Origin of the sequence: Ruminococcus gauvreauii, assembly GCF_025151995.1 — a bacterium.
Taxonomy (GTDB): domain Bacteria; phylum Bacillota; class Clostridia; order Lachnospirales; family Lachnospiraceae; genus Ruminococcus_G; species Ruminococcus_G gauvreauii.
Genome location: NZ_CP102290.1, coordinates 3,923,413 through 3,949,252, shown reverse-complemented (window position 1 = coordinate 3,949,252; position 25,840 = coordinate 3,923,413). Strand labels below are relative to the sequence as shown.

The following is a 25,840-nucleotide window of genomic DNA, read 5'->3' as shown; positions in this document are numbered from 1 at the left end:
ACGTTTCCTGTCTTTGATATTGCTATTCTAGCACAAACATTGATATAATACAAATATATAAAATGAATACTTATTATAACTTCAAGTTATATAATATGAGGGGGCCCGGGAAAATGGATCAAAATTTATCTCTCTATCGGATTTTTTATACTGTTGCCAACACACAAAACATCTCCAAAGCTGCATCGGAACTCTTTATCAGCCAGCCGGCGATCAGCAAATCGCTCCGAAAGCTGGAAGAAAACCTGAATCTTTCTCTGTTTATCCGTAACTCACGCGGTGTCACGCTCACCTCGGAGGGGAAAACACTGTACACTTATGTCTCACAGGCATTCGACGCCCTGCAGACAGGCGAGGAAAAATTGCGGCAGATACAGGAACTCGGTATCGGTCATATCCGCATCGGAGTGAGCTCAACACTGTGCAAATTCACGCTGCTTCCCTATCTGGAAGACTTTATCAAAACACATCCTCATATCAGGATCACCATCGAGTGCCAGTCCACCAGTCACACGCTGTCCCTGCTTCGTGAAAACAAAATCGATCTCGGTCTCATCGGACGCCCGGAAAGCCTTTTGCACCTTCACTTTGATTCGCTCGGTGAAATCGAGGACATTTTTGTCGCAACCGGCACCTATCTGTCAAACCTTACTCTTCGCTCAGCGGACGGCAATGCCGACATCTTTAAAAATGCCACACTGATGCTGCTCGATAAGGGGAATATCACCCGCCAGTATATCGATGATTATCTGGTGCTCAATCACATAGAGACCGGTAATGTGCTTGAGATCTCCACGATGGACCTGCTGATCGAATTTGCAAAGATCAGCCTGGGCGTTGCCTGTGTCATCAAGCAGTTTGTCCAGAATGAGCTGTCCTCAGGGGAACTTTTAGAGATTCCGCTGGAGTATCCCATCCGGAAACGCGAGATAGGTTTTGCCTATCCTCGTCAGGCAGGCCAGTCCGGTGCTGTGCAGAAGTTCATTGACTTTTGTCTCAGAGATAAACCGTAATGATCAGACGATCAGAACCGTATCATCCTCCAAAAGGCGATTCGCCAGAAACAAAAGGAGAATCATCAGGGTATCATCCTCAGGTTTTTTCCTAAGTGATAACTGTGTTTTCCATCCCATCATATGACGAATGCTTCCTGCCAGCTCGCCTCTGCAGTAAAATTCTATATCCCTTGAGACCATCTGATGCAGCGAACAGCAGTATTTTCCCTTATTTCCAATATCCAGCCGCAGAGGCATCGGAGGCCGAAATGCTGCTTCCTGTACCGCCTTTCCTTCCTGGTCTGTCCGATAGAAAAAATGCCCCTCCAGAAACAGATCACTGCCTTTCATCACCCGGCACGTATCCTGATCGCGCTCATAAAAATATACCGCCGTGTATCCGCCGGCTGTCACTTCCAGCTTTCGGTCGCTTTTCTGCTTTGCTTTCACAATACAATTTGCACGCTCATCATACAGGTACCACCGTCTCAAAAATTTTACGCTGGAAAAGTTCATACGATCACCCCTTTCACAACAGAATACAGCACTTCCATCACGCCGCACATTACCATCACAAGGATTGGATTCTTATTCTTAACTTTCAGCAGTACCACTGCTAAGATAAAAATAATGACTGCATCCAATCTGATATTTCCGGGCTTCACGGCTTCGCTGCCGAAGAATGCCGACAGAAGAATGCTGATACCCGCCGAGGCAATCATGGCGACCACCGCTGGCCGAAGCGAATCCAGAATGCCCTGCAGCATATTCATCTTCCTGTATCGCAGGTAGATACGGGCGAGCGCCAGAACAAGGATGCAGGACGGCAGGATGCATCCGACAGTCGCGATAACCGCCCCGGCGATTCCGGCTATTTTAAGTCCGACGAATGTAGCGGAATTGATGGCAATCGGTCCCGGCGTCATCTGCGATATCGTGATCAGATCTGTGAACTCTCCCAGCGTCATCCACGAATGAACGTTTACCACCTGTTCCTTGATCAGCGGCATTGCCGCATATCCGCCGCCGAAACTGAACATGCCGATCTGCAGAAAACTTAAAAACAATTTGATATAAATCACGACCCCTTCCTCCTCTCCAGCAATGTCCTGATTACACCAAGCAGGGCACAGGCGATCACAACCAGCACAACATTCACGCCAAATATACAGGTTGCCGCAAATGCTGCACACATAATGATGATGGAAACGGTATTCTTTGCGTGTACGATACCGTATCCCATCTCATATACCACCACTGCAATCACAGCCCCGACGCCTGACTGCATGCCGCTCAGCATCATCTGTACGTAGGGATTGCTGTTAAACGCCTCATAGCAGAGGGAAATCAGGGAAATGATCACGAACGGCGGCAGAATCGTTGCAGCTATACTCACAAGAGCGCCCGAAGCTCCGGCGAGCTTATACCCGACCACGATCGCTCCGTTTACTGCAATTGCCCCCGGCGCAGACTGTGCGATCGCTACCAGATCAAGCATTTCACTCTCGTCAATCCATCCGTATTCATCCACAAATTTTTTCTTCATCAGGCTGACGATCACATATCCTCCCCCGAAGGTAAATACACTTAAATAAAATGTCGATAAAAACAATTTCCATAATATTTCACGCTTCTTTTTCATAATTGACCTCCTCCTTATATTTTTTAGTATATTGGCGGTTGATTCATATGTAAAATAGTATTAATATATGAAATATATATGATTTTTAATATGTATAAAGGAGGCGTCATGACTTTAAAACACATGAATATCTTTGTCAGGGTATATCAGAACCAAAGTATAACAAAAGCGGCACAGGAGCTTCACATGGTACAGCCCGCTGTAAGCATCGCCATAAAAGAGCTTGAGAAGTATTATGGGATTCAGCTGTTCGACCGGATATCGAGGCATATCTATCCCACCGAGCACGGGAAGCGGTTTTATCAGTATGCTCTTCACATCGTCTCGCTGTTCGACGAGATGGAAGCACAGATCAAAGACTGGGACAATCTAGGGGAGTTCCGTGTGGGCAGCAGCATCACCATCGGTACCTCCTTTCTGCCGTTGAAAATAAGGGAATTTCACAGACTCTACCCATCGATTAAAGTGTCTGCACACATAAAAAACAGTGAGACCATTATCCAGTATATCCTTGACAATCAACTGGATATCGCGCTCGTTGAGGGATCTGTCTCAAATCCTCAGATTGTCCAGCAGCCTTTCCTTTCCGACCATCTCTGTCTGATCGCAGCCTCTGACCACCCGCTGTCTGCCAGGCAGAGTGTGACGACCGCCGAACTGGAGCCCTATGATTTTTTACTGCGGGAACCCGGCAGCGCCGGGCGCAATATGATCGCCGGAATCTTCGCAGGACATAATCTGAACATTCGCCTGATCTGGGAAAGCGCCAGCACACAGGCTCTCGTATGCGGAGTCAAAAACGGACTGGGACTTTCCGTTCTCCCCTATATGCTGATCAGGGACGAACTTTCGAAGGGAACGATCCGCAGTATCACGATCTCGGATGCAGACCTATCGAGAGAATATTATATTATTTACCACAAGAATAAATATCTCTCCAGATCCGCCAAAGATTTTATTCGTCTGTGCCAGAATCCCTCCGGCGAATGAAATTTCATGTCTAACAATAATCCCGCTTGTGACCTGATTCTCCTCAGCCGCAGTTCGATCCTCCGGAGGTTTTTGTTACACATGGAACGCCGTTTCCTGTGTAACAAAAAACTGCTGCAAAATGGTATACCCATTCTACAGCAGTCTCTCTGTTCAGTTTATTAGTTATTGATCAGTTTATCTTCATCGCTCCAGCTGTACAGCTTACGTACTTCTTCACCTACTACCTCAGCAGGATGCTCCGCAGCAAGCTTTCTCATTGCTCTGAAGTGAGCCTGTCCGCCTGCCTCTGACATATCGAGCAGGAAATCTTTTGCAAAGGTACCGTCCTGAATATCGCTCAGGATCTTCTTCATTGCCTTCTTTGTATCATCTGTAATGATCTTCGGTCCTGTGATATAATCACCGTACTCTGCAGTGTTAGAGATAGAATATCTCATGCCTGCAAATCCTGACTGGTAAATCAGGTCTACGATCAGTTTCATTTCGTGGATACATTCAAAATATGCGTTTCTAGCGTCATATCCCGCTTCCACCAGTGTCTCAAAACCAGCCTGCATCAGTGCACAGACACCTCCGCACAGCACTGCCTGCTCGCCGAACAGGTCTGTCTCTGTCTCAGTTCTGAATGTTGTCTCCAGAACACCGGCTCTTGCTCCGCCGATACCCAGTGAATATGCGAGTGCTTTATCGAGTGCCTTTCCGGTTGCATCCTGATATACAGCGACCAGAGACGGAACACCCTTTCCAACTTCATATTCGCTTCTTACTGTATGTCCAGGTCCTTTTGGAGCAACCATCGTTACGTCGACGCCTTTCGGAGGAACGATCTGTCCGAAATGAATAGCAAAGCCGTGAGCAAACATCAGCATATTGCCTTCTTCCAGATTCGGCTCGATGGATTCTTTGTACATTGCTGCCTGTTTTTCGTCATTGATCAGGATCATGATGATATCAGCCTGTTTAGCAGCTTCCGCTGCGGTATAAACCTGAAATCCCTGAGCTTCTGCTTTTGCCCAGGATTTGCTTCCTTCATAAAGTCCAATGATAACATCGCATCCGGAATCTTTTAAATTCAGGGCATGTGCATGACCCTGGCTTCCGTATCCGATTACTGCGATTTTTTTTCCTTCCAATAATGAAAGATTACAATCTTCCTGATAATAAATTCTTGCTGCCATTTTTCTTCCTCCCGGCTATTAATAATTTATTTGGTAATAATTCAGGACGGCGGGGCAATTGGTACGAAAAAGCAGCGTCAAGCTTGCTTGTAAGCCGCTTTTTCGTACCAATTTCCACATCGGATGAACATCCGATGCTTCTTGACCGGCCTTTTCGGTCAAGAAGATGCGCCGTCCTGAACAGTTACTTTATTTGTTAGGGGTTAATCCTCCAGCGAGCTAAAAAAAACGTACGTCTTCTGATCCCCTGGCCAAACCGGCTAACCCTGTCCTCGCGACCTCCAGAATCTCATACTCACCCAGGATGTCAAGAAATGCTTCCAGTTTATCCTGTGAGCCTGTCAGTTCGATGATCATGGATTCTCTTGCTACATCTACGATCTTTGCACGGAAAATCTGCGCAGTCGTCGTAACGCTCTGACGCTGCTGCGGAAGAACCTTAATCTTTATCAGCATCAGTTCCCTGTTGACGCTCTCATCCGATTTCAATACTTTTACATACCGGACATCAACAAGTTTTTCCACCTGCTTCATAATCTGATCCAGCACCAGATCATCCCCGCTGCACACAACAGTCATACGGGAAATCCTCGGATTCGCCGTTACACCGACAGTAAGGCTGTCAATATTATAGCCTCTGCGGCTGAACAGACCGGAAACACGACTCAGTACACCGGATGTGTTGTCAACTAATATGGATAATACTCTTCGCTTCATACTCATCCTACTTTCTCCCACTAATGCGGTAAATAACCTTGACAATTATTCTACCAATTTATACTTTTTTTGTCAATGACTATTTACGATGAAAGTCCCGGATGGCGGCCATGTGAATGGGCAGGCTCGCCTGCAGCTTCACATGGACATCGGACGGGCAAGCCGGTATGAGCAAGCAGCGCAACAGCGCGGATTGCGAAGGACGGCGGCGATTGCGGGAGTCCAAAGGACGGTGCAATCGACTTTCATCTTACTGCAAAAGTCCCGGATGGCGGCCATGTGAATAGGCAGGCTCGCCTGCAGCTTCACATGGACATCGGACGGGCAAGCCGGTATGAGCAAGCAGCGCAGCAGCGCGGATTGCGAAGGACGGCGGCGATTGCGGGAGTCCAAAGGACGGAGCAATCGATTTATGACTGCACACGCAGCAGCCTTCGGAAAGATATAATAAACAGAATGACCGTCACGCTCACCGCACACGCGTCAGCAAGCGGCTCTGCCGTAAACACTGCCATTGTCTGAGATCCGGTGAAGATCCTGGGAAGCACAAATATAAGCGGTATCAAAAGAAAGACCTTTCTCAGCAGCGCCAGAAAAACTGAAGTTTTTGCATTTCCAAGCGCAATGAACGTCTGCTGACAGGCGATCTGTGCGCCAAACACCAGGGAAGCCGCCATATACACCCGAATCGCTTCAACGGTGAACGAGACCAGCTCTGCATTGGATGTAAACATATGAATCACGACCTGTGGAGCGAACATGCAGACCGCCCATACGAGTGAAGAATATGTAAGACAGCTGATCAGCATCAGCCGGAATGTATGTTTCACCCGTTTCAGGTTCCCGGCCCCGTAGTTGTAGCTGATGATGGGCTGCCCGCCCTGTGTCAACCCCATTAGCGGCAGCATGGAAAACTGCATCGCGCTGTTCAGGATCGTCATCGCACCAACAGCCAGGTCACCGCCGTATTTCAACAGCTGCGTATTGAAACACACGGACAGTATCCCTTCTGTGAACTGCATGATAAACGGTGACACTCCGAGCGCAATACACGGAAGAATTACTTTTGCCCGCAGCCTGAAATAGCGCGGCCGGATATGCAGCACAGTTTTCCGGGAACGCAGAAAACACAGCACCCAGATTGCTGAAACCAGCTGTGAAAGAATTGTCGCAAGCGCCGCTCCTTTCACTCCCATGCCAAACACAAAGATAAAGACAGGGTCCAGGATAATGTTTAAAACAGCTCCGATCAGCACGGTCAGCATGCTTGTCTTGGCAAAACCCTGTGCGGTGATAAACGCGTTCATGCCGAGTGCCAGCTGGACAAACAGTGTACCGCACGCATAAATCCGCATATAATCGATCGCATATCCGATTGTGTTTTCACTCGCACCGAACATCATCAGTATCGGACGCCCGAATATCAGAAAGACGACGGTCAGTATCACGCCGATGATCAGCAGCATGATAAAACTGTTGTTCATGATCTCTTCCGCCGCGTCCTCATCTCCTTTACCCATCATGATCGATGCGCGCGGCGCACTTCCCATGCTCGCCAGCGCTGCGAAGGCCGAGATCGCCATGATCAGCGGCATACACACGCCGACTCCGGTCAGCGCCTTGTCACCGATATCCGGGATATGCCCTATGTACATGCGGTCCACAATGTTATACAGTACGTTAATAATCTGCGCAGCAATAGCCGGCAGGGCCATCTGAAATAACAGCTTCCCTGCCGGCAATGTGCCCAGTCTTTTCTCTTGTTCCTGGTTCATTCCTGCTCTCTCCCTGATTAAAATTCTTTTTTCAGAAATATCTTGACTGAGGTCAGATAGGAGACAGTTACGATCACAACCAGAAGCAGTATACCGACTGCAGCTGCTGTGATGCCGGACATTCCACCTCCGATCCATGCCGAAAGGCTGCGGCGTGTGTCCGGTGTCAGTACTCTGCTGCCGAGTAAAATTACCGCCCCCGGAATCAAAATCATCACAACCAGCAGTATCCGTGCTTTTTCCACCTTCCATTTCAGTGCGGCCGGAATGATAGCAGACAGCGCTGCAAGATAGAAAGCTCCCCCGCCGAACACCTGCGGAAGCCATTCCCGCAAGGGTATGCTGTTTATCACTGCAATAATGGCCCCGATCACCGCTGTCACCGTGAAGATCAGTAAAAGTTCTATTAAGAACAGCAGATATTTCTCCTGTACTATTTTCCTACGATTTACCGGAAGTGTCAAGCAATAAGTGAATCCCCCTGACTCATCGATGGAAATCACGGAAAAGATCTGTGTCAGACCAACCATCAGGCCAAGAAAAGTCATATAAGTCGGGCTTTTCAGCATGACCGCGATCACACTGAAGAGCAGTATGGTCCCCAGGTATTGTTTCAGATACAGTTTCTGCATATAAAAATCTTTTAAAAGCAGTCCTTTCATACTCTCTCCCCCTTTACCATAAACAGAATTATTTCTTCTATATTCGTCGTATCGACCACCAGCTTTGGAAATCTTTTTCTTATCTGCATACGGTTTTCTACAAGCACTTCATACTCAAAATGATTTCTCCTGACACCTTTGACGAATTCTTTCGGCAGCTGTTCGTAGTCCTCACGTGTACAGCGCACTACACCGTAGTCATACAGCATCTCATCTTTGTTCAGGCAGAATCTCAATTCGCCGTTATCCAGGTAAGCGATGTAATCCGCTGCTTTTTCCAGATCACTCGTAATATGTGAAGAGATCAAAACCGTATGTTCTTCGTCCTGAATAAAATCCAGCAGCAGTTCCAGTATGTCATCCCTCACTACCGGGTCCAGACCGCTCGTTGCCTCATCCATGATCAGGAGGCTGGCATTGTGAGACATTGCAATGATGATGTTCAGCTTCATTTTCATTCCCTGAGAATAATCTTTGATTTTTTTAACGGGATCGATGTGAAATCTTTTCAGATACTGCTCATACGTCTCCTGCTGCCATCCGGCAAAAACCGACCGCAAGCAGTTCCCAACCTCCTCCGCATTCATGACAGACGCAAAATCGAGTCCCGTGATCACTGTTCCCACCTTGTTTTTCCAGTCATCCGGCAGCTCTTTCAGTAAAACACCGTCGATTCTGATCTCACCCCCGTCGCAGTGGAGCAGTTCCAGAATCAGCTTTAGAAGTGTTGTCTTTCCTGCCCCATTTTCCCCTACCAGCCCTACGATACAGCCCTTGGGAATATCCAATGTCACGTTGTTCAGTGTAAAGGTGTCAAAATGCTTTGTTACATTTTTCAGGCTGATTGCCGTTCCCATATTTATACCTCCTCATACAGCATGGTGAGCATATCCACCAGCTCTTCTTTTGATACTGCCGCCTGGTGTGCCTGTCCGATAGCGGCATTTAAATGATCCTCGATGATCTTCAGCTGTTCTTCCCTCATTAATTCATGATTGGTGTCCGCAACAAAGCTGCCCTTACCGACAACCGAGTAAATAAACCCGTCTTTTTCAAGATCCTCGTATGCACGTTTTGTTGTGATTACACTGATCCTGAGCTCTTTCGCCAGAAGGCGCATTGACGGCAGTGCGTCATGCGGTTTTAACTCTCCGGCCAGTATCATGCCTTTCATCTGGGAAGTGATCTGCTCGTAAATCGGTTTCCCGCTCGAATTACTGATAATTATATTCACGCCTTCTCCCCTTTCTCTCGCCTCTTTATTGTATATACCCATTATATACACTTATATACATTTTGTCAACAGAATAAAAGAAAGATTGCGCCGAAACGCAATCTCTTCACGGGTTCTGCCGCTGCTCTCTGACTTTACCCATAATATGCGGCAGCAGTTCCCCGTGCTGCCTGCATCTCATATCCAGATTCCCTGCCGCGAAAGATAATCCTGCCGCTGCCAAAAATGTTCTGATATCTGTCTTTCGGTATGCTCCCGCGAAGATTTCGCTTCAGATAAGAAACCAGCATCTCCGTATCTGACGGCAGTTCTTCTCTTTGAAGTACCTTTGCACCGGCAAACATCGTAAAACCATCACCGGCATCCAGAAGCATGTAACAGCTTCCGACCACCGTATACATTTTATCTGGTTCGATCTTCCGTCCATTGATCCGTACATTTTTTACTCTTCTGGACTTCCTGCTGTCCACATACAGAAACATATCCTTTTCATCCGTAACAACCGGACTTTCCCGTATCTGCAGATCGATCTCATACGTGAGGCCGGAGCTCTGCAAAAATCCCCCGCACTCACCGGGATTCATCCTGGCACCGTGCTCAAGCGCGTCCAGGACCTGCTGCCCGGAAATCCTGATCACGCACATCTCGTTATTCCACGGATTCACTTCGCTCATATGCCTGCGTGTCACAATACCCGCCCTAATCGATGCACGGATCCTGCCTCCGTTCACAAGCGCAACATCCGCACAGGAACATGCGCGGTATGCATCCGCGACAAAATCCCCCAGATTTGTTTCACAATTTCTCACCACCCGGTCACCGGTACAGATATCATACGCCACCAGACTGACCTCCGAGAAACCTGTCACCTCATCCAAACCGGAAGTCACTTTCAGGTACCGCTCCGTGATCCGTTTTACGGCATTATACGCTGCCAGCGCCTGTTTCGATTCTGCAGGGTCCACCGACTCCGCGCAGATCAGTTCACTCACTGCCGAACCATCATGCCGAATGATGATCTTTCCAAAGTGATCCAGATTCTCCCCTGCTGAAGTCAGAAGAACATCTCTGTCCTCTTTGTCTCGCTGCCTGATGAAAGGAATCCTCTGATGGGAATGACCATCGATAAACACGTCGATACCTGCCGTATTCGCTATGACATCAACAGACCTCCACCCCTCTGTGATCCCTTCAATCCCGAGATGTCCAAGTACAACGACAGTCTGGGCACCCGCCTCTCTCACATCATTGACCGCCTGCTGCACAACATCATACAGTTTTTCTTCACAGAATGTGTAACGGTACGCTCCGTCACAGTCTTTAAAATACCCGGGAGTGGATTTCGTATATGTTTCCGGAGTACATATCCCGATCAGAGCGATCTTCCTGCTGCCCCCAGTCATGATCCGGTACGGCGCAAAGATCCGGCTGTTGTTTTTCAGGTCCGTAAAATTTGCACTCAGATAAGGAAATTCTGCCTCATACTCTGCAAGCTGCAAAAACACATCCAAACCATAGTCAAATTCATGATTTCCTGGCACCGCAGCATCATATCCGACCGCATTCATGATCTGAACGATCGCTTTTCCTTTCGTCAGCGCCCCGATGGCTTCTCCCTGAATTGCATCTCCTGCATCCGCCAGGATGACGTCATGTCCTGCTTCCTCCATTTGACAGCGATAAGCTGCCAGTTTTGCAAACCCCTCTGCTGCACAATGAACATCATTGGAATATAGTATGACTGTATTGCATGATTTTTGATTTTCCATTCACTGCTCCTCCACAATATGACCGCTTTCTATTACTATGTTTTCGTTGACAGGGTTTATGTAAAGTATAATGAATCTCAGTAAAATCCCTGTAAATATCCTGGACTGCGTGCTATAATGTGGAGAAGCATATAATTGGGAGATGATGAACAATGACTTTTTCTTTAATTGATACAGACAGCTGGGAACGTACCGACCATTTCAACTATTACCGAAACACGCTTCCCTGCTGCTACAGCCTGACTTCCCGGCTGGATGTGACAAAATTCAGAAAAATGCTGGATATACAGAATCTAAAATTTTATCCGTCCTTTGTATACTGTGTATCCAGGCTCATAAAATCGACAGATGAATTCCGTATGGGTGTGGATGCAGACGGTAATCCCGGAAGATATGAATGTATGCATCCCAATTACACGATTTTTCATAAAGATGACGGCACATTCTCAGACGTGTGGACGCCGTATGATGATGATTTCGGCATTTTCTACCGCAATATGCGGTCGGACATGGAACATTACCGGGATGCAAAGGGTGTGAAAGTAAAAGAAGGACAGCCCCGGAATTTCTTCTGTATCTCATGCCTTCCCTGGCTGTCGTATACCGGTATTTCAACTTCTGTTCCGGGAGGCACTCCAAATCTGTTTCCAATTATCACTTTTGGAAAATACGCGGACGAGAATGGCCGGCTAACCATGCCGTTTTCTGTTACTATCTCACATGCAAGCGCCGACGGCTACCATACCTCCCGGTTTATGAATGAACTCCAGGAAATGCTGGACGGAATCAAACTGTGTGAATCGCAGACAGTACAGGAGGTTCACATCAGCTGATCTGAACCTCCTGCACCATCATTTTCTCTTCACCAGACTCTCAAACAGAGAATCGGCTTTCTGCTTTCTGTTACGGGTTTCTCCGGCGAGAATCCTTGCGGCGCCGTTTTCATACACGACAACGTCACCGTCCTCTGGTTCCGATGAGAATGCCGATAAGGGGATCTGCAACATCTCTTTTCTCTCATTTTCGCAGATCACCAGATCTTTTTCTCTGCGGTCTACAATCAATTTCATTCTCATGCTCCTTCCTTACTGAGGCGGCCGGCATCTGCTGCACGGGGTCATGCCTTTCGCTTTTGCTTCCTGAACTTCCACTTCAATATCACTCGATTTCAAATATTCACACCCGGCATTGTGATACTTTTTTCCGGTCTTTGTGATATGGACAGACTGCTCTGTCTGGCGGCTTCCCGCTGTCATCGACGTACTAGGCTTCAGATTCCAGGTGATCCTGCTGCCGTCGCTTTTTGCAATAACAGTACCCTGTTCGTCAGTCCGAAAAACTTTAATTCCCTGTTCTGCAAAGTATTTCAGTACACTTGCATCCGGATGCCCGTATTGGTTCCCTGTGCCGCAGCTGATAACCACATACTCAGGCTTCACGGCCTCAATAAAGCGTTCACTGTTTGAAGTTTCACTGCCGTGATGGCCTGCCTTTAACACATCGCCCCTGATGTCCAGCCCGCTGCTCAAGATATCTTTCTCTGTCCGTTCTTCGCCGTCACCGGTAAAAACAAAATGGTTCTCGCCATGTTCCAGCCTGATCCCAACCGACCAGCTGTTCAGATCCCCGCCATAATCTGCGTCCTTATCAGGCGCCAGTATGGTGAATTTACCGTTCCCGACCGAATACACATCCCCTGCCTGTGCCGGTGTAATCCCGAGCTTTTTCTTTTGTACCGCCCTCAGCACATCCAGAAATGTCTGTGATGTATGTGTCTTATCCGGCATGATCACCGTGCCGATCTCAAACGCGTCAATGACGTCATCCATCCCGCCGATATGGTCTTCATGCGGATGTGTGCATATCACATAGTCCAGCCTCTGAATTTTCATGCGTTCCAGGTACTTAACGACTGTCATACCGTCGTCATTGTTGCCCGCATCGATCAAAAGGCTTTCTTTGTCCGATGTTACCAGAATGCTGTCCGCCTGTCCCACATCGATAAAGTGGACTTCCATTGTAGAGATTTTCGCTGGTTTGGCTGACGTCATATCCGCTGTCGAAAATGTAAATGCTGCAACAGTCAGTATAAACAGCAAGCGCAACAACCACCGCAAAACTTTGTCTGTCTTTCTCATGAGTATCTCCTCTTATACGCAATCTTTCTTGTTTCCACGTACATATTTTTTCAGTCTGCGCACATACTGATTCAGAAAGGTGGTGTTCATATGGAAAGTAAAATCACAACCAATGCCATGGATCTGCCCTCTTCCTGTCACTCCAAAATGGATGACGTCATGGAGCAGGCAATCGCAGCAGAATCTTACAGTATCGCGGATATCTCAGACTCCTGCTGTTCAGAAATTCAGGCCTGTGAACAGAGAATCAGTTCGGAGCTTGGAAAACATATCTCTCTGATCGCTTATGAATCTGAGCGCTGAAAACAGCAGCACTTCCCCCTGCAGTCGTTGTACGAATACAGGGGGAAAAGTGCCGTATCAGCGTATAAAATTTGTCATCGTTCTCTGTCCTGTAGCAGGCGGATCAATTCTTCCTTTCGCGTCATGAATGAGATTCACCAGCCACGCAACATTACGGCCGAGTTTCGCCATTACTTCCACGCCTTCCGTATCCCGGAGTACTTCCCCCGCATCCAGCCCGTGTGCTGCCTGCCAGTAATCGGAAGTCGCGATTACCATCTCCATTGTATTCAGATATGCGTTAAGCTGCTGATAAGTCTCCAGGCCTCCTGACCTGCGCAGTGTAACGAGCGCCGCCCCGACTTTATGGTGCAGCCTGTTGCCTGCTGCAAGAAATGCCCGGTCCAGAAAACACTTCATTCCGCCGGCGATACCGCCGTAATACACCGGTGATGCCAGAATAATCCCGTCGGCTTCCACCATTTTATCAATCCAGTCATTCACTTCATCCTTCTGAACGCAATGTCCGCTTCCGGTTTCCAGACACTTACTGCAGGCAGTACACGGTTTTGCCTTCGCACCCACCTGAATAATTTCCAGTTCAATTCCCCCGGCATTCAATTCCTTTTCGACGATTCTCAGACACTGTTCTGTGTTGCCCCCTTTGCGGGGACTTCCGTTAAACGCAACTACTTTCATACTGTTCCCTCCGTACTTTATTTAATTCGCTGTGCCACCTGCACTCTGTGCAGTCATTATACCACGCGCGCAGGAAAACAAGCAGCCCGCAGGGATATTTGTTTTTCAAGCCGTGGCTCGCCAGGTATCATCCGCTGTGCAGCAGCGGCACAGCAACTATGTTGCTGTGGACTGCACTCTGTGCAGTCATTATACCACGTGCGCAGGAAAACAAGCAGGCCCGCAGGGATATTTGTTTTTCAAGCCGTGGCTCGCCAGGTATCATCCGCTGTGCAGCAGCGGCACAGCAACTATGTTGCTGTGGACTGCACTCTGTGCAGTCATTATACCACACTTTTCACTTCCTGCGTCCGCTACCGCTTAAGATATCGCTGTATAATTCATAAAAATAGCCGCATACTACATAAAAACAACCATTGGGAAAGGAGGCAACATCTATGCTTGATAACGAGGAACTGCCGATCGGTTTTACCATGGAGCTCGCATTACATCCCGAAATCATGAGTCATTTTTCCGGGCTGCCCCAGGAAAAACAGAACTCGGTCATTGACGGAGCACGTGAGATATCCTCCCGGCAGGATATGCACAGTTATGTTATGTCCATTCATGACATTTACTGAAAATTTTTTTGTTGCGCAGAAGGTACTTTATCTGATACAATGTTCTCATATGGAAGCATAGCTCAGCTGGGATGAGCGTTCGCCTGACACGCGAGAGGTCATGGGTTCGAGCCCCATTGCTTCCATATGGGGCATTAGCGCAGCTGGGAGCGCGCAACACTGGCAGTGTTGAGGTCACGGGTTCGAGCCCCGTATGCTCCATTCAAAAAAGCGATAGATCCGGTGTAATGCGTTGGATTTATCGCTTTTGTTCACTATTGATACTACAATTTAAGACAGGAGACTATAACATGAATTTTAATTATGATAAAAACAGAATCTACTTACCGGATGACAGGGATAACACACTCGCGGAAGTTACCTTTCCTTCTATAAGTGATGATACCGTGAATATCAATCATACCTTTGTTGATCATTCACTGAGAGGTCAGGGCGTAGCCGGCAAACTAATGAATGAGACAGCAAAATTTCTGCAGGATCAAAACAAGAAGGCGGTTTTAACCTGCTCGTACGCGGTGAAATGGTTCGGTGAACATCCGGAATACGAACATCTGATCCGATAGTCTTCACGGGCAGCGGGGCGCTACTTCTGCGCCTCGATGCGTTCTGCCAGGTCATCCAGATAGACCCAGCGCTCCATCTTTTCTTCCAGCTCGGCCTCTGTCTTTTCTTTTTCAGCGGTCAGCTCCGACAGCCTCAGCGAATTCGTTGCATTTGCCATCATATCGTCATCCAGTTTTTCAATCTTCGCCTCAAGAACAGCAATATCATCATCAATCGACTCAAATTCCTTCTGTTCTTTGTAAGTAAACTTAAGTTTTACAGGGGCATTTTTCTTCCAGTCTTTCCCCTGTGCTTTTTTCTTTTCGGAATTTCCGCTACTCTCAGTTTTTCCGGACTCCTGTCCCTCACATTCCCTTATTTTTTTAGTCTCGAGATAGTCCGTGTATCCGCCTTCGTACTGCTGAAGATGTCCATTGCCGTCAAACTCAAATATCCGGTCCGCTACATTGTCCAGAAAGTACCGGTCATGCGATACCGTGATGATGATTCCCGGAAAGGTGGTCAGGAAATCCTCAAGTATCGTCAGCGTCGGGATATCAATGTCATTGCTCAGCTCGTCAAACAGGTATACATTTGCACCGGTAAAAATCACTTTCAGCAGATACAGTCTCTTTTTCTCTCCGCCCGACAGCTTCGACACGGGCGCATACTGCATATCCGGCGTAAACAAAAAACGTTCCAGCATCTGGGATGCGGTGATTCTTCCATCCCTTGTCGGGATATATTCGGCCACATCCTTAATATAATCGATGACCCTCTGATTCGTGTCCATATCCGGTACTTCCTGGGCAAAATAACCGATTCTGATCGTTTCACCCAATATTACCTCACCCGAATCCGGCTGCTCCAGTCCCGCGATAATCTTCAAAAGCGTAGATTTCCCGCAGCCGTTCGGACCGATAATGCCAAGACGCTGATTCTTAAGTACAATATAATTAAAATCTTCAATCAGTTTTTTGTCACCGTAGTTCTTGCTGATATGATGCAGCTCCACAGTTTTTTTACCCATTCTGGTTTCCACTGCATCCACTTCTATTGTCTGATCATATGATGCGGCACCGCCGTTTTTCAGCGCGTCCAGCCTCTCCAGCCTGGCTTTTTGTTTTGTGCTTCTCGCACGGCATCCCCGCCTCGCCCACTCCAGCTCCATACGCAGGACACTCTTTCTCTTTCGTTCAGATGCCGCTTCCATCTCTTCCCGCTGAGCTTTCATCTCCAGAAACTTTGAATAGTTGGCATCGTAGCCATATAGCTGGCCATGATCGATCTCCAGAATCTTGTTGGTCACCCTGTCCAGAAAATACCGGTCATGTGTGACCATAACGATGACCCCCCGGTATTTATTCAGATACTCTTCCAGCCAGTTCAGCATCTCGTTATCAAGATGGTTCGTCGGCTCATCCAGAAGAAGTACGTCAAATGCCGCGATCAGCGTTTTTGCAAGTGCGGCTTTCTTTTTCTGACCTCCTGAGAGATGGCAAAGCGGTTCATCGTGGTCGGTGATCCCCAGCTTATTTAAAGCGCTCTTCGCGTCACTCCTGGCTGTCCAGTCCGTCTCCGGTATCCCATCCGTAACATAGGAAAGAACCGTACCGCCTTCTGGATATTCCGGATTCTGAGGCAGATACGCGATGCGCAAACCCTTCTGCGTGATCACCTGTCCCTCATCCGGCTCCTCTTCTCCCGCGATCATCCTCAGCAGCGTTGTCTTTCCGGTTCCGTTGATACCGATAATCCCGATTTTATCTCCCTCATGAATCCCGCAGGAGATATCATCAAAAATTTTTTTATCTCCAAATACTTTACTGATATGCTCTATATTTAAAATGTTCATAATTTCCCTCGTTTCTTTTCAAATGCTCTGTATGCCCTTTTGACCCTGGCATTATATCATTTCATATCATAAGGGATTTTCTGTAAAACGTCAACGACAGCGTATAGATTTTACTGGCCGGTAAGATACTAAATTTGATTCTCATGTGAATGATCGGAGGTTTTTAGTGATGAGACAAATCCAGATACTCCTCATGAAGTACACATCTCTGTTTGTTTTCTGCGGCCTCATATACGTAGGGATCGAATTGCTCTTTCGTCAGCGTTCGGATCACACCATGTTCTTTCTGGCAGGATTCTGCGGCACCGTGTTTTTGACCGGACTGAACAATCTGTTTTCCTATGAACTCGACTACACGCTTCAGGTTCTGATGAGCGGAACCTGCTGCACTATGTCTGAATGGGTCTGCGGCAGGCTTGTCAATATGGATTACCACATCTGGGATTACCGCGGACTCTGGCTGTCCAGTGCCGACGGTCAGGTGAATTTCTTTTTTTTCCTCGCATGGTGTGTGATATCAGCGCTAGCGATTCCCTGCCTGGATTATATTGAATGGAGAGTTTTCAGCTACCGCGAAGATACGCCCCCGTACTATAAGATTTTTGGCCGTATACGGTTCCAGTTCCATCAAAGTATACGAACTCACGTGAAAGAAAAGCCCGTTGACTGAAACTTGCCGCATTCTTTCACAATATGGTCATCGCATATGCGGAGGGATTTTCCTGGGTCATATTGCTGTTATTATACCTGATCCGGCTGATGCAAAAACGAACACCGCATATAAGATGAAAAAAACTGTCACAGCAAAACCGCACCGTCCAATTGGCCGGTGCGATCTTTTTTTTGTTTATGTTTTAGTTTTCTTTAATACTGCTGTGGAATTCCTGCAGGGATTTTACGCCGAACGCAGTGCCGCTCTTCGCAGCACGGATGCCTTCCACCGTAGCCTTTGCAGCAGCCATCGTTGTCATATACGGAATTCTGTTTTTGATGGCAGATTTACGAATATAGCTGTCATCAACCGCGCCTTTCTTTCCGACCGGTGTGTTAATCACCATCGTGATTTTTCCGTTCGCCATGTCATCCAGGATGTTCGGGCGGCCTTCGTTGATTTTTGCAATCTTGCGAACAGGCATTCCCGCCTGCTTGATCATCTCACACGTTCTTCCCGTGGCAACTATCTCAAATCCACATTCATGGAATCCTTTCGCAACCTCCACAAGCTCCGGCTTATCCCTGTCGCTGACACTGATCAGAACGGTTCCGCCGAGCGGAAGCTTCGTCTTCGTCGCTTCCTCCGCCTTGTAAAATGCCTCCCCAAAGTTACCGGCAATGCCGAGAACTTCGCCGGTTGAACGCATTTCCGGTCCAAGTACCGGGTCTACTTCCTGGAACATATTGAACGGGAATACCGCCTCCTTGACTCCGTAATGAGAGAACTGTTTCTCTCGCAGTTCCGGGACCGGAGACTTCCTGCCAGTCAAATGAGCAGTCATGATATCAGTCGCCAGTTTTACCATCTTAATATTGCATACCTTGGATACCAGCGGAACGGTTCTGGATGCTCTTGGATTCGCCTCCAGCACATAGACCACCCCGTCCTCGATCGCGTACTGCATATTCATCAGTCCGACAACATTCATCTCTTTTGCAATCTTTCTGGTATAATCTTTGATCGTTGCAATCTGCTCTTCTGTCAGATGCTTCGAGGGCAGAATACATGCGGAATCCCCGGAATGTACCCCCGCAAGCTCGATGTGCTCCATAACGGCGGGTACAAATACATTCGTTCCGTCACTGATTGCGTCTGCCTCACACTCCGTCGCATGGTGCAGGAAACGGTCGATCAGAATCGGGCGGTCCGGCGTCACGCCGACTGCAGCCTGCATATAGTATCTCAGATCTTCTTCATCATGGACGACTTCCATCCCGCGTCCGCCGAGCACGAAAGAAGGGCGAACCATAACCGGATAACCGATCCTGTTTGCGATCGTCACTGCCTCTTCCGTATTGACAGCCATGCCCGCTTCCGGCATGGGGATCTCAAGCTTATCCATCATCGCACGGAACAGATCACGGTCTTCCGCCATATTGATCGTCTCTGGTGTTGTACCCAGAATATTGACACCGGCCCTTTTCAGATCTTCCGCAAGGTTCAGAGGCGTCTGTCCTCCAAACTGTGCGATGACACCCACAGGCTTTTCCTTCTCATGGATGCTCAGCACATCTTCCAGTGTCAGCGGTTCGAAATACAGTTTATCAGAAGTATCATAGTCAGTGGAAACCGTCTCCGGATTACAGTTGACGATAATCGTCTCAAATCCCAGTTCCTTGAGTGCGATCGCCGCATGAACGCAGCAGTAATCAAATTCAATACCCTGGCCGATCCTGTTCGGTCCGCCTCCCAGAATCATGATCTTGGGTTTGTCGGTATTCACAGAACTGTCATCTGTTATATGATAGCTGGAATAATAGTATGCCGCGTCTTTCGTACCGCTGACGTGGACTCCTTCCCATGCCTCTACGATTCCGGCTTCCTTCCTGGCATTTCTCAATTCTTCTTCGGAAACTTCCAGAATACCGCTCAGATAGCGGTCCGAGAACCCATCCAGCTTTGCCTGGCGCAACGTCTTGATATCGGGAAGCTCTCCCTTCAGCTTTACGAGTGCCTCTTCCTCTTCCACCAGCTCCTGCATCTGTCTGATAAAGTAATGTTTTACTTTCGTCAGGTCATAAATTTCATCGACAGTGGCGCCTTTTCTCAGAGCTTCATACATGATGAAATGGCGCTCGCTGCTCGCGTTCGCAAGCATTTTCAGCAGTTCTTCTTTAGAACGGGACGCAAAATCCTTTGCCCCGCCCAGACCATAACGACCGGTCTCAAGACTGCGGATCGCTTTCTGGAACGCTTCTTTATAGGTTTTGCCGATACTCATAACCTCACCGACTGCGCGCATCTGTGTACCAAGCTTATCTTCCGCACCTTTGAATTTTTCAAACGCCCAGCGCGCAAATTTGATGACAACGTAGTCTCCTCCGGGAACATACTGATCGAGTGTGCCGTATTTCCCGCAAGGAATCTCATCCAGTGTCAGGCCGCAGGCCAGCATGGCGGATACGAGTGCGATCGGAAACCCGGTCGCTTTGGATGCCAGCGCTGAAGACCGGGATGTTCTCGGGTTGATCTCAATTACGATAATGCGGTCCGAAACAGGGTCATGGGCAAATTGAACATTCGTACCGCCGATCACTTCGATCGCCTCAACGATTTTGTACGCCTGTTCCTGAAGACGTTTCTGAACTTCTTCAGAAATCGTCAGCATCGGCGCCGAACAGAAGGAATCTCCGGTATGCACACCGAGAGGATCGATATTTTCAATAAAGCAGACCGTGATCATGTTGTTCTTGGCATCACGCACGACTTCCAGCTCCAGCTCCTCCCAGCCCAGTATGGATTCTTCTACCAGAACCTGACCGACAAGGCTTGCCTGAAGCCCTCTCGAACACACGGTCTTCAGTTCGTCAACGTTATAGACCAGGCCTCCGCCTGCTCCGCCCATCGTATAAGCAGGTCTCAGGACTACCGGATAACCGAGTCTGTCCGCGATGGAAAGTGCTTCCTCTACAGAATAGGCAACCTCGCTGCGTGCCATTTCAATCCCAAGGCTGTCCATTGTCTTTTTAAATTCTATTCTGTCTTCGCCCCGTTCAATTGCATCGACCTGAACACCGATAACCTTAACATTGAATTTATCCAGCACCCCTGCCTTGGCAAGTTCCGAACAAAGATTCAGACCAGACTGCCCGCCCAGATTCGGAAGCAGTGCATCCGGTCTCTCTTTTTCTATGATCTGTGTCAGCCGTTCCACATTCAGTGGTTCGATATATGTGACATCTGCCGTTTCCGGATCTGTCATGATCGTCGCCGGATTGGAATTAACCAATACAATTTCATATCCCAGTTGTCTTAATGCCTTACATGCCTGTGTCCCTGAGTAATCAAACTCACATGCCTGGCCGATAATAATCGGACCAGAACCAATGATCAACACCTTATGAATATCGCTTCTTTTCATTATTCCACCTATTTCCTTTGTAGTTGTTATTTCCCTAACCTCTATTTTAAAAAAATATGAGGTGTTTGTCTACGGGAAATATCATGTTTTTTCATTTTTATTTGATAAAGCCCGCCGCAGAATGTAAATATTGCCTGTGCCCAGGCGGTGTGGCGGCGTATTTTTCGCCGCCGCAGTGCGCTTTCACAACATCAGCCGGCCCCAGATAAGATGAGCAGGCTGCGGATAGCCGCCAGCAGCAGCAGATGCACCGGATAGAAAAAATAAAAGAAGTATTTCATGTTGCTTCCGCGCTGCTTATTGTAGAGATTGATCGGAATAAATGCCAGGCAGGCAGGCGCTTCCCAAAGCAGACTGATACAGCCTGCAGCTGTCATAAGCACCGGGTAATATCGGAAAAAATACAAAATCGCGATCAGTAAAACTCCGTGATAACTGTAATCCGACTTTAACAGCCAGGCAAGACCCATACCAACAGCTATCGCTGCAATCTGTGCATAGGGATTCGTCTCAAACTTCTCCATCAGACATAGCACCACAAGTCCGATCAGCAGCGTAAAAAACACATTCTGGTGGCCCCAGTCCACTGCCGTTCCAAACAGTGCAAGATCAAACGGAAGTTCAGAAAGCAAGGCGAAAACGCCGAGCCGGAACACATATTTTCTTCTGTTTGAAGTGTGAAGGAAGCCCTGAACCAGCAAGAAGCAAAAAACAGGAAATGCACTTCTCCCCACGAACCTCATGGCCCTGTATACGAGATAGACGTTATGAAGCGGAGTTCCTATTATAATAGGTGCATTGGGAAGCAGATAAACCATGTACAAAATTGCCTGCCCTGTATGATCGATCAGCATCAGTATCATCGCCAGCATTTTCAAAGAGCTTCCCGTCAGCCTGCGATATCCTGTTGTATCAGAATCTTGAACCATTGTCATATGAAAATCCTCCCGCAGAATATTTTACCATAACTTTACCCGGATAGAAAACATTATAAAGATTTTTACTGGACTAATTTGTCAGTTTATGAGAGAATAGCATAAAAAGATTTTATATAGTTGAAAGGAGTCTTACAATGATTTATTCACATGAAGTAGAAATGATGTGTCCGGTTGCACAGGGTGTGAACCACGGTGCTGCTCCAATTCCGGAAGAAGCAAAATGGGTAAAATCCAAAGAGATTAAAGATATTTCCGGCTTAACACACGGTGTTGGCTGGTGTGCTCCTCAGCAGGGCGCCTGTAAATTAACATTAAATGTAAAAGAAGGCATCATCCAGGAAGCTCTGGTGGAAACAATCGGATGTTCCGGCATGACGCACTCAGCTGCCATGGCATCCGAGATCCTTCCGGGAAGAACACTCCTCGAAGCACTCAACACTGACCTCGTATGCGATGCGATCAACACCGCCATGCGTGAACTGTTCTTACAGATCGTTTACGGCCGTACCCAGAGTGCATTTTCTGAAGACGGACTGCCGGTAGGTGCAGGACTGGAAGACCTTGGAAAGGGTCTCCGCTCTCAGGTTGGTACCATGTATGGAACTCTGAAAAAAGGTCCTCGTTATCTGGAGATGGCTGAGGGATACGTGACAGGGATTGCACTGAATGAAGACGATGAGATCATTGGTTATCAGTTTGTAAGCCTTGGTAAAATGACAGACTTCATCAAAAAAGGTGATGATCCTACAACTGCATGGGAAAAAGCAAAAGGTCAGTATGGCCGTGTAGATGACGCAGTGAAAATTATCGATCCCAGAGCAGAGTAAGACGAGGAGGAAAAAATAATGGCTTTATTTGAATCATATGAAAGAAGAATTGATAAAATTAACGAAGTACTGAACAGTTACGGAATTTCTTCGCTGGAAGAAGCGGAAAAGATCACCAAAGATGCCGGACTGAATGTTTACGATCAGGTGAAAAGTATTCAGCCGATCTGTTTCGAGAACGCATGCTGGGCTTATATCACAGGTGCTGCCATCGCACTCAAAAAAGGCTGCACAAAAGCTGCAGATGCTGCCGCTGCTATCGGAGAAGGCCTTCAGGCATTCTGTATCCCGGGTTCTGTTGCAGACCAGCGTAAAGTAGGTCTCGGTCATGGTAATCTTGGCAAGATGCTTCTGGAAGAAGACACAAAATGCTTTGCTTTTCTTGCAGGACACGAATCATTTGCAGCTGCAGAAGGCGCGATCGGTATCGCTGAGAAGGCAAACAAAGTTCGTAAAGAGCCTCTTCGTGTCATCTTAAACGGTCTTGGAAAAGATGCCGCACAGATCATCGCGCGTATCAACGGATTTACATATGTAGAGACTGAAATGGACTATTACACAGGCGAAGTAAAAGAGATTTTCAGAAAATCATATTCCGAAGGACTTCGCGCAAAGGTTAACTGCTACGGTGCAAACGACGTGACGGAAGGCGTTGCGATCATGCACAAGGAAGGCGTTGACGTATCGATCACAGGAAACTCAACGAACCCGACACGTTTCCAGCATCCGGTTGCAGGGACTTACAAAAAAGAATGTGTTGAACAGGGTAAAAAATACTTCTCCGTAGCTTCAGGCGGCGGGACGGGACGTACACTTCATCCGGACAACATGGCAGCGGGCCCTGCTTCCTACGGTATGACAGATACTATGGGACGTATGCACTCTGACGCACAGTTCGCAGGCTCCTCTTCCGTTCCTGCTCATGTGGAGATGATGGGTCTGATCGGCGCAGGAAATAATCCGATGGTCGGAATGACTGTGGCTGTAGCAGTGGCGATCGAGGAAGCATCCAAATAAAATAACATGAATCAAACACTATGATGGATATCCAGTTTGTGATCATCTATCATAGTGTTTTTTATTTTACAGGAGATTGCCTCCATTCCGAATATTTTTCTTAAATCTGTGTACCATATCCATGAAAGGATGGTATGTTATGAATTTAGATAAAATTGTATGTAACTGTATGAGCGTTACAAATGGCATGATCAAGGATGCGGTTGATTCAGGTGCAACTACCCTGGAAGAGGTTCAGGAGGAAACAGGCGCCGGTACCGTCTGCGGCGCCTGTGTTGATGATGTTCAGCGGCTTGTTGATTTCTTTATCGAAGAGCGCGGCAAGTGACACTACAGCACCCTTTTTGGTGCCTTACAACCTTCACCTGACATGTCTTCATTAATGATCCAGCATGTACGATAAAAGTAAATAGTTTCTGATCATCGGATCATCCAGATCAATACCTAAAAGTGCTTTTATCCTCTGGATCCTGTACATAAAAGAGTTGCGATGGATATGCAGGGCCTGTGATCCCAGCAGAATGCTGCGTTCGTTCAAAAGATACTGATACAATGTGTGATAGAAATCACCGCCGTTCTCAATATCATATCTCCTGAGCTTGGCAAGGGCCGGGTGAGTCAGCATCTGTCTCTTGTTTTTATCCCCTGTCAGCGACAGCAGATACTCAAAAGCACAGTCCTCGCTTAAGTATATGCCCGGATTGCCTTCAGCGCGTTCGAGAGCAAATAATGTCTGCTCATACCTCACCGTAATATTAGCGAGATCATCAAATGGCATGGAAAGACCTGCTAGATAGTACTGTTTTTCATTGCCTCCCAGAATTGATTTCAGAAGCGGCTGCGCGTCTTCGGCAGAAACAAGAGCCACTGCGCGGTCTCTGTAAATGAGCGGTACACTGGGCGTCGTATGTTCCCGCAGCCTGCTGACAATGCCGCGCGTATAAAATGTATCGCTGCGGTACGGATTATCTATGACGATGAGCTGCCACGGACTTGAACACTTAAGCTCAAGCTTACGTATCAGCTCTACATCGATCTCCGTGCCGTCCAGCAGATCAGAGATAATCGCGGAACTGGAGCGAAGTCCGGCACTCTGTTCTTTCTTTCCGATCATCGATGTTATGACGGAGCAAAGAACTTTAACAAGCCAGACATTCCCCGGGTTAATCGGTTTTCTGTATGCCCATAGACTAAAGGCGGCTACGTTCTCTCCCTCAGATATCAAAACTGCACCTATGGTGTTCGTGCCATCAGGCATCACATATTGGGCTGCTTCATTTGTCCAGGAGCGTACAAGCGATCCTCCCGGACTGCGCATGGGTGAGCCGAGCACAGCCGTTGGAACATGATTCGTATTCCGCGCCTCAACCCAGTACTCATTAATATCTTCATCACGGTACAGGCTGCTCATCGCCAGGATATTACCGTCTGCATCCGAGATCATCATAGGATTGCCAAGCACAGAATCGCTCATATCAAGGAGGCGCTGGAATGACTTATATGCCGATTCTGCCCACAGAGAGGACTCCCATGTGTTGTAATAGTCAAAAACCGCCAGCAGGTCATTGAGTATATTGTTCATATTTGTGCTCTGAAGAAGAATAATATCCCCGCCATTGATAAGCACCACTTCTTCCTCCGCATGAGCGTGGCTGGTAATCCCGGCATCCATTCCGAGGTAGACATACTGTTCTGTAAATGCCATCTCCTCTCCGGAGAAAAAACGAACACCTGTAATCCGTGCCTCCCCATTCTTGATATCATATTTGGGATTGTATTTCTGCAGCCTCTCGGCTATCATCCACATGCTCAGTTTCATGTTCCCACCCCCTTGAGACCATTATAGTGCTCCAGGCACAACACTTCAACTCAAATATCCT

27 protein-coding genes and 2 tRNA genes are annotated in these 25,840 nt (G+C 47.7%); 12 read left to right on the top strand and 17 right to left on the bottom strand.

What is annotated here, in order from left to right:
- Positions 1-113: 113 nt before the first annotated feature.
- Positions 114-1,013, top strand: a complete 900-nt coding sequence (locus tag NQ502_RS18485; protein ID WP_028527945.1) for a LysR family transcriptional regulator — start codon at positions 114-116, stop codon at positions 1,011-1,013.
- Between the two features lie 3 nt (positions 1,014-1,016).
- Here NQ502_RS18485 and NQ502_RS18480 read toward each other — a convergent pair whose 3' ends face one another.
- Genes NQ502_RS18480 through NQ502_RS18470 form a run of 3 tightly spaced genes read right to left on the bottom strand, consistent with a single transcriptional unit; the run spans position 1,017 to position 2,637 of the window.
- Entirely contained in the window at positions 1,017-1,511 is a 495-nt protein-coding gene (locus NQ502_RS18480; RefSeq protein ID WP_028527944.1) for a hypothetical protein, read from the bottom strand.
- Positions 1,508-2,077 carry a chromate transporter gene (locus NQ502_RS18475; RefSeq protein ID WP_028527943.1) on the bottom strand — a complete coding sequence of 190 codons (570 nt, stop codon included), beginning with the start codon at positions 2,075-2,077 and terminating at the stop codon, positions 1,508-1,510. The genes NQ502_RS18480 and NQ502_RS18475 overlap by 4 nt, the downstream gene beginning before the upstream one ends.
- The gene (locus tag NQ502_RS18470) at positions 2,074-2,637 is read right to left on the bottom strand and encodes a chromate transporter (protein ID WP_028527942.1); all 564 of its coding nucleotides are present in this window, start codon (positions 2,635-2,637) and stop codon (positions 2,074-2,076) included. Before NQ502_RS18470 ends, NQ502_RS18475 begins: the two co-directional genes overlap by 4 nt.
- A gap of 108 nt (positions 2,638-2,745) precedes the next feature.
- Here NQ502_RS18470 and NQ502_RS18465 point away from each other — a divergent pair, with 108 nt between their 5' ends.
- Entirely contained in the window at positions 2,746-3,627 is an 882-nt protein-coding gene (locus NQ502_RS18465) for a LysR family transcriptional regulator (RefSeq protein ID WP_028527941.1), read from the top strand.
- A 161-nt stretch (positions 3,628-3,788) separates the two neighbouring features.
- Here NQ502_RS18465 and ilvC read toward each other — a convergent pair whose 3' ends face one another.
- The 7 genes from ilvC to NQ502_RS18430 form a co-directional block, all read right to left on the bottom strand.
- Positions 3,789-4,808, bottom strand: coding sequence for a ketol-acid reductoisomerase (gene ilvC, locus NQ502_RS18460; RefSeq protein WP_028527940.1), 1,020 nt, complete (start codon positions 4,806-4,808; stop codon positions 3,789-3,791).
- Positions 4,809-5,027: 219 nt separating this feature from the next.
- Positions 5,028-5,525 (bottom strand): acetolactate synthase small subunit, encoded by a 498-nt coding sequence (gene ilvN / locus NQ502_RS18455; protein WP_028527939.1) that lies wholly within the window; start codon positions 5,523-5,525, stop codon positions 5,028-5,030.
- A gap of 410 nt (positions 5,526-5,935) precedes the next feature.
- Entirely contained in the window at positions 5,936-7,300 is a 1,365-nt protein-coding gene (locus tag NQ502_RS18450; protein WP_028527938.1) for an MATE family efflux transporter, read from the bottom strand.
- A gap of 17 nt (positions 7,301-7,317) precedes the next feature.
- A complete protein-coding gene (locus NQ502_RS18445) occupies positions 7,318-7,962 on the bottom strand; it encodes an ABC-2 transporter permease (RefSeq protein WP_028527937.1) in 645 nt (214 codons plus the stop codon).
- Positions 7,959-8,819 carry an ABC transporter ATP-binding protein gene (locus tag NQ502_RS18440; RefSeq protein WP_028527936.1) on the bottom strand — a complete coding sequence of 287 codons (861 nt, stop codon included), beginning with the start codon at positions 8,817-8,819 and terminating at the stop codon, positions 7,959-7,961. The genes NQ502_RS18445 and NQ502_RS18440 overlap by 4 nt, the downstream gene beginning before the upstream one ends.
- 2 nt (positions 8,820-8,821) lie before the next feature.
- Entirely contained in the window at positions 8,822-9,196 is a 375-nt protein-coding gene (locus tag NQ502_RS18435; RefSeq protein WP_028527935.1) for a GntR family transcriptional regulator, read from the bottom strand.
- A 134-nt stretch (positions 9,197-9,330) separates the two neighbouring features.
- The gene (locus NQ502_RS18430; protein ID WP_049898056.1) at positions 9,331-10,965 is read right to left on the bottom strand and encodes a bifunctional metallophosphatase/5'-nucleotidase; all 1,635 of its coding nucleotides are present in this window, start codon (positions 10,963-10,965) and stop codon (positions 9,331-9,333) included.
- 152 nt (positions 10,966-11,117) lie between these two features.
- Between NQ502_RS18430 and NQ502_RS18425 the strand changes: the two genes are divergently transcribed.
- Positions 11,118-11,798, top strand: a complete 681-nt coding sequence (locus tag NQ502_RS18425) for a chloramphenicol acetyltransferase (protein ID WP_044983068.1) — start codon at positions 11,118-11,120, stop codon at positions 11,796-11,798.
- 18 nt (positions 11,799-11,816) lie between these two features.
- Here the strand turns inward: NQ502_RS18425 and NQ502_RS18420 are convergent, their stop codons facing one another.
- Entirely contained in the window at positions 11,817-12,035 is a 219-nt protein-coding gene (locus NQ502_RS18420) for a DUF3006 domain-containing protein (RefSeq protein ID WP_028527934.1), read from the bottom strand.
- A gap of 15 nt (positions 12,036-12,050) precedes the next feature.
- A complete protein-coding gene (locus tag NQ502_RS18415) occupies positions 12,051-13,103 on the bottom strand; it encodes a ComEC/Rec2 family competence protein (RefSeq protein ID WP_083963178.1) in 1,053 nt (350 codons plus the stop codon).
- Positions 13,104-13,193: 90 nt separating this feature from the next.
- Here NQ502_RS18415 and NQ502_RS18410 point away from each other — a divergent pair, with 90 nt between their 5' ends.
- On the top strand, positions 13,194-13,406 hold the full coding sequence (locus NQ502_RS18410; protein ID WP_028527933.1) for a hypothetical protein: 213 nt from the start codon (positions 13,194-13,196) through the stop codon (positions 13,404-13,406).
- A gap of 57 nt (positions 13,407-13,463) precedes the next feature.
- Here the strand turns inward: NQ502_RS18410 and NQ502_RS18405 are convergent, their stop codons facing one another.
- Positions 13,464-14,084, bottom strand: a complete 621-nt coding sequence (locus NQ502_RS18405) for a flavodoxin family protein (RefSeq protein WP_028527932.1) — start codon at positions 14,082-14,084, stop codon at positions 13,464-13,466.
- A gap of 437 nt (positions 14,085-14,521) precedes the next feature.
- Here NQ502_RS18405 and NQ502_RS18400 point away from each other — a divergent pair, with 437 nt between their 5' ends.
- The 4 genes from NQ502_RS18400 to NQ502_RS18385 all read left to right on the top strand — a co-directional run bounded on the left by NQ502_RS18400 (position 14,522) and on the right by NQ502_RS18385 (position 15,267).
- Positions 14,522-14,704, top strand: a complete 183-nt coding sequence (locus tag NQ502_RS18400) for a hypothetical protein (protein WP_028529872.1) — start codon at positions 14,522-14,524, stop codon at positions 14,702-14,704.
- Positions 14,705-14,755: 51 nt separating this feature from the next.
- A tRNA-Val gene (locus NQ502_RS18395) sits at positions 14,756-14,829 on the top strand.
- Positions 14,830-14,832: 3 nt separating this feature from the next.
- Positions 14,833-14,905: transfer RNA gene (locus tag NQ502_RS18390), tRNA-Ala, on the top strand.
- An 89-nt stretch (positions 14,906-14,994) separates the two neighbouring features.
- Positions 14,995-15,267: a GNAT family N-acetyltransferase gene (locus NQ502_RS18385; RefSeq protein WP_028529871.1), complete on the top strand. Its 273-nt coding sequence runs from the start codon at positions 14,995-14,997 to the stop codon at positions 15,265-15,267.
- A 20-nt stretch (positions 15,268-15,287) separates the two neighbouring features.
- Here NQ502_RS18385 and NQ502_RS18380 read toward each other — a convergent pair whose 3' ends face one another.
- Positions 15,288-17,102: an ABC-F family ATP-binding cassette domain-containing protein gene (locus NQ502_RS18380; RefSeq protein ID WP_028529870.1), complete on the bottom strand. Its 1,815-nt coding sequence runs from the start codon at positions 17,100-17,102 to the stop codon at positions 15,288-15,290.
- Positions 17,103-17,271: 169 nt separating this feature from the next.
- On the opposite strand from NQ502_RS18380, the gene NQ502_RS18375 reads away from it, so the two are divergent.
- Positions 17,272-17,772, top strand: coding sequence for a hypothetical protein (locus tag NQ502_RS18375; RefSeq protein WP_028529869.1), 501 nt, complete (start codon positions 17,272-17,274; stop codon positions 17,770-17,772).
- Positions 17,773-17,956: 184 nt separating this feature from the next.
- Here NQ502_RS18375 and carB read toward each other — a convergent pair whose 3' ends face one another.
- Positions 17,957-21,181 (bottom strand): carbamoyl-phosphate synthase large subunit, encoded by a 3,225-nt coding sequence (gene carB / locus NQ502_RS18370; protein WP_028529868.1) that lies wholly within the window; start codon positions 21,179-21,181, stop codon positions 17,957-17,959.
- Positions 21,182-21,369: 188 nt separating this feature from the next.
- Complete coding sequence (locus tag NQ502_RS18365) at positions 21,370-22,113, bottom strand: TraX family protein (protein ID WP_028529867.1); 744 nt, start codon at positions 22,111-22,113, stop codon at positions 21,370-21,372.
- 137 nt (positions 22,114-22,250) lie between these two features.
- On the opposite strand from NQ502_RS18365, the gene NQ502_RS18360 reads away from it, so the two are divergent.
- The 3 genes from NQ502_RS18360 (at position 22,251) to NQ502_RS18350 (ending at position 24,288) form a co-directional block, all read left to right on the top strand.
- Positions 22,251-22,943 (top strand): iron-sulfur cluster assembly scaffold protein, encoded by a 693-nt coding sequence (locus NQ502_RS18360; RefSeq protein ID WP_028529866.1) that lies wholly within the window; start codon positions 22,251-22,253, stop codon positions 22,941-22,943.
- An 18-nt stretch (positions 22,944-22,961) separates the two neighbouring features.
- A complete protein-coding gene (locus NQ502_RS18355) occupies positions 22,962-23,960 on the top strand; it encodes a GGGtGRT protein (RefSeq protein ID WP_028529865.1) in 999 nt (332 codons plus the stop codon).
- 139 nt (positions 23,961-24,099) lie between these two features.
- Positions 24,100-24,288 (top strand): (2Fe-2S)-binding protein, encoded by a 189-nt coding sequence (locus tag NQ502_RS18350; RefSeq protein WP_028529864.1) that lies wholly within the window; start codon positions 24,100-24,102, stop codon positions 24,286-24,288.
- 51 nt (positions 24,289-24,339) lie between these two features.
- On the opposite strand, the gene NQ502_RS18345 is transcribed toward NQ502_RS18350, so the two are convergent.
- Positions 24,340-25,779 carry a PucR family transcriptional regulator gene (locus NQ502_RS18345; protein ID WP_028529863.1) on the bottom strand — a complete coding sequence of 480 codons (1,440 nt, stop codon included), beginning with the start codon at positions 25,777-25,779 and terminating at the stop codon, positions 24,340-24,342.
- Positions 25,780-25,840: the final 61 nt, after the last annotated feature.

Coding starts and splice junctions, on each gene's coding strand:
- NQ502_RS18485 (WP_028527945.1), top strand. CDS start 114: ATGGATCAAAATTTATCTCTCTATCGGATTTTTTATACTGTTGCCAAC.
- NQ502_RS18480 (WP_028527944.1), bottom strand. CDS start 1,511: ATGAACTTTTCCAGCGTAAAATTTTTGAGACGGTGGTACCTGTATGAT.
- NQ502_RS18470 (WP_028527942.1), bottom strand. CDS start 2,637: ATGAAAAAGAAGCGTGAAATATTATGGAAATTGTTTTTATCGACATTT.
- NQ502_RS18465 (WP_028527941.1), top strand. CDS start 2,746: ATGACTTTAAAACACATGAATATCTTTGTCAGGGTATATCAGAACCAA.
- ilvC (WP_028527940.1), bottom strand. CDS start 4,808: ATGGCAGCAAGAATTTATTATCAGGAAGATTGTAATCTTTCATTATTG.
- ilvN (WP_028527939.1), bottom strand. CDS start 5,525: ATGAAGCGAAGAGTATTATCCATATTAGTTGACAACACATCCGGTGTA.
- NQ502_RS18450 (WP_028527938.1), bottom strand. CDS start 7,300: ATGAACCAGGAACAAGAGAAAAGACTGGGCACATTGCCGGCAGGGAAG.
- NQ502_RS18445 (WP_028527937.1), bottom strand. CDS start 7,962: ATGAAAGGACTGCTTTTAAAAGATTTTTATATGCAGAAACTGTATCTG.
- NQ502_RS18440 (WP_028527936.1), bottom strand. CDS start 8,819: ATGGGAACGGCAATCAGCCTGAAAAATGTAACAAAGCATTTTGACACC.
- NQ502_RS18430 (WP_049898056.1), bottom strand. CDS start 10,965: ATGGAAAATCAAAAATCATGCAATACAGTCATACTATATTCCAATGAT.
- NQ502_RS18425 (WP_044983068.1), top strand. CDS start 11,118: ATGACTTTTTCTTTAATTGATACAGACAGCTGGGAACGTACCGACCAT.
- NQ502_RS18420 (WP_028527934.1), bottom strand. CDS start 12,035: ATGAAATTGATTGTAGACCGCAGAGAAAAAGATCTGGTGATCTGCGAA.
- NQ502_RS18415 (WP_083963178.1), bottom strand. CDS start 13,103: ATGAGAAAGACAGACAAAGTTTTGCGGTGGTTGTTGCGCTTGCTGTTT.
- NQ502_RS18410 (WP_028527933.1), top strand. CDS start 13,194: ATGGAAAGTAAAATCACAACCAATGCCATGGATCTGCCCTCTTCCTGT.
- NQ502_RS18405 (WP_028527932.1), bottom strand. CDS start 14,084: ATGAAAGTAGTTGCGTTTAACGGAAGTCCCCGCAAAGGGGGCAACACA.
- NQ502_RS18400 (WP_028529872.1), top strand. CDS start 14,522: ATGCTTGATAACGAGGAACTGCCGATCGGTTTTACCATGGAGCTCGCA.
- NQ502_RS18385 (WP_028529871.1), top strand. CDS start 14,995: ATGAATTTTAATTATGATAAAAACAGAATCTACTTACCGGATGACAGG.
- NQ502_RS18380 (WP_028529870.1), bottom strand. CDS start 17,102: ATGAACATTTTAAATATAGAGCATATCAGTAAAGTATTTGGAGATAAA.
- NQ502_RS18375 (WP_028529869.1), top strand. CDS start 17,272: ATGAGACAAATCCAGATACTCCTCATGAAGTACACATCTCTGTTTGTT.
- NQ502_RS18365 (WP_028529867.1), bottom strand. CDS start 22,113: ATGACAATGGTTCAAGATTCTGATACAACAGGATATCGCAGGCTGACG.
- NQ502_RS18360 (WP_028529866.1), top strand. CDS start 22,251: ATGATTTATTCACATGAAGTAGAAATGATGTGTCCGGTTGCACAGGGT.
- NQ502_RS18355 (WP_028529865.1), top strand. CDS start 22,962: ATGGCTTTATTTGAATCATATGAAAGAAGAATTGATAAAATTAACGAA.
- NQ502_RS18350 (WP_028529864.1), top strand. CDS start 24,100: ATGAATTTAGATAAAATTGTATGTAACTGTATGAGCGTTACAAATGGC.
- NQ502_RS18345 (WP_028529863.1), bottom strand. CDS start 25,779: ATGAAACTGAGCATGTGGATGATAGCCGAGAGGCTGCAGAAATACAAT.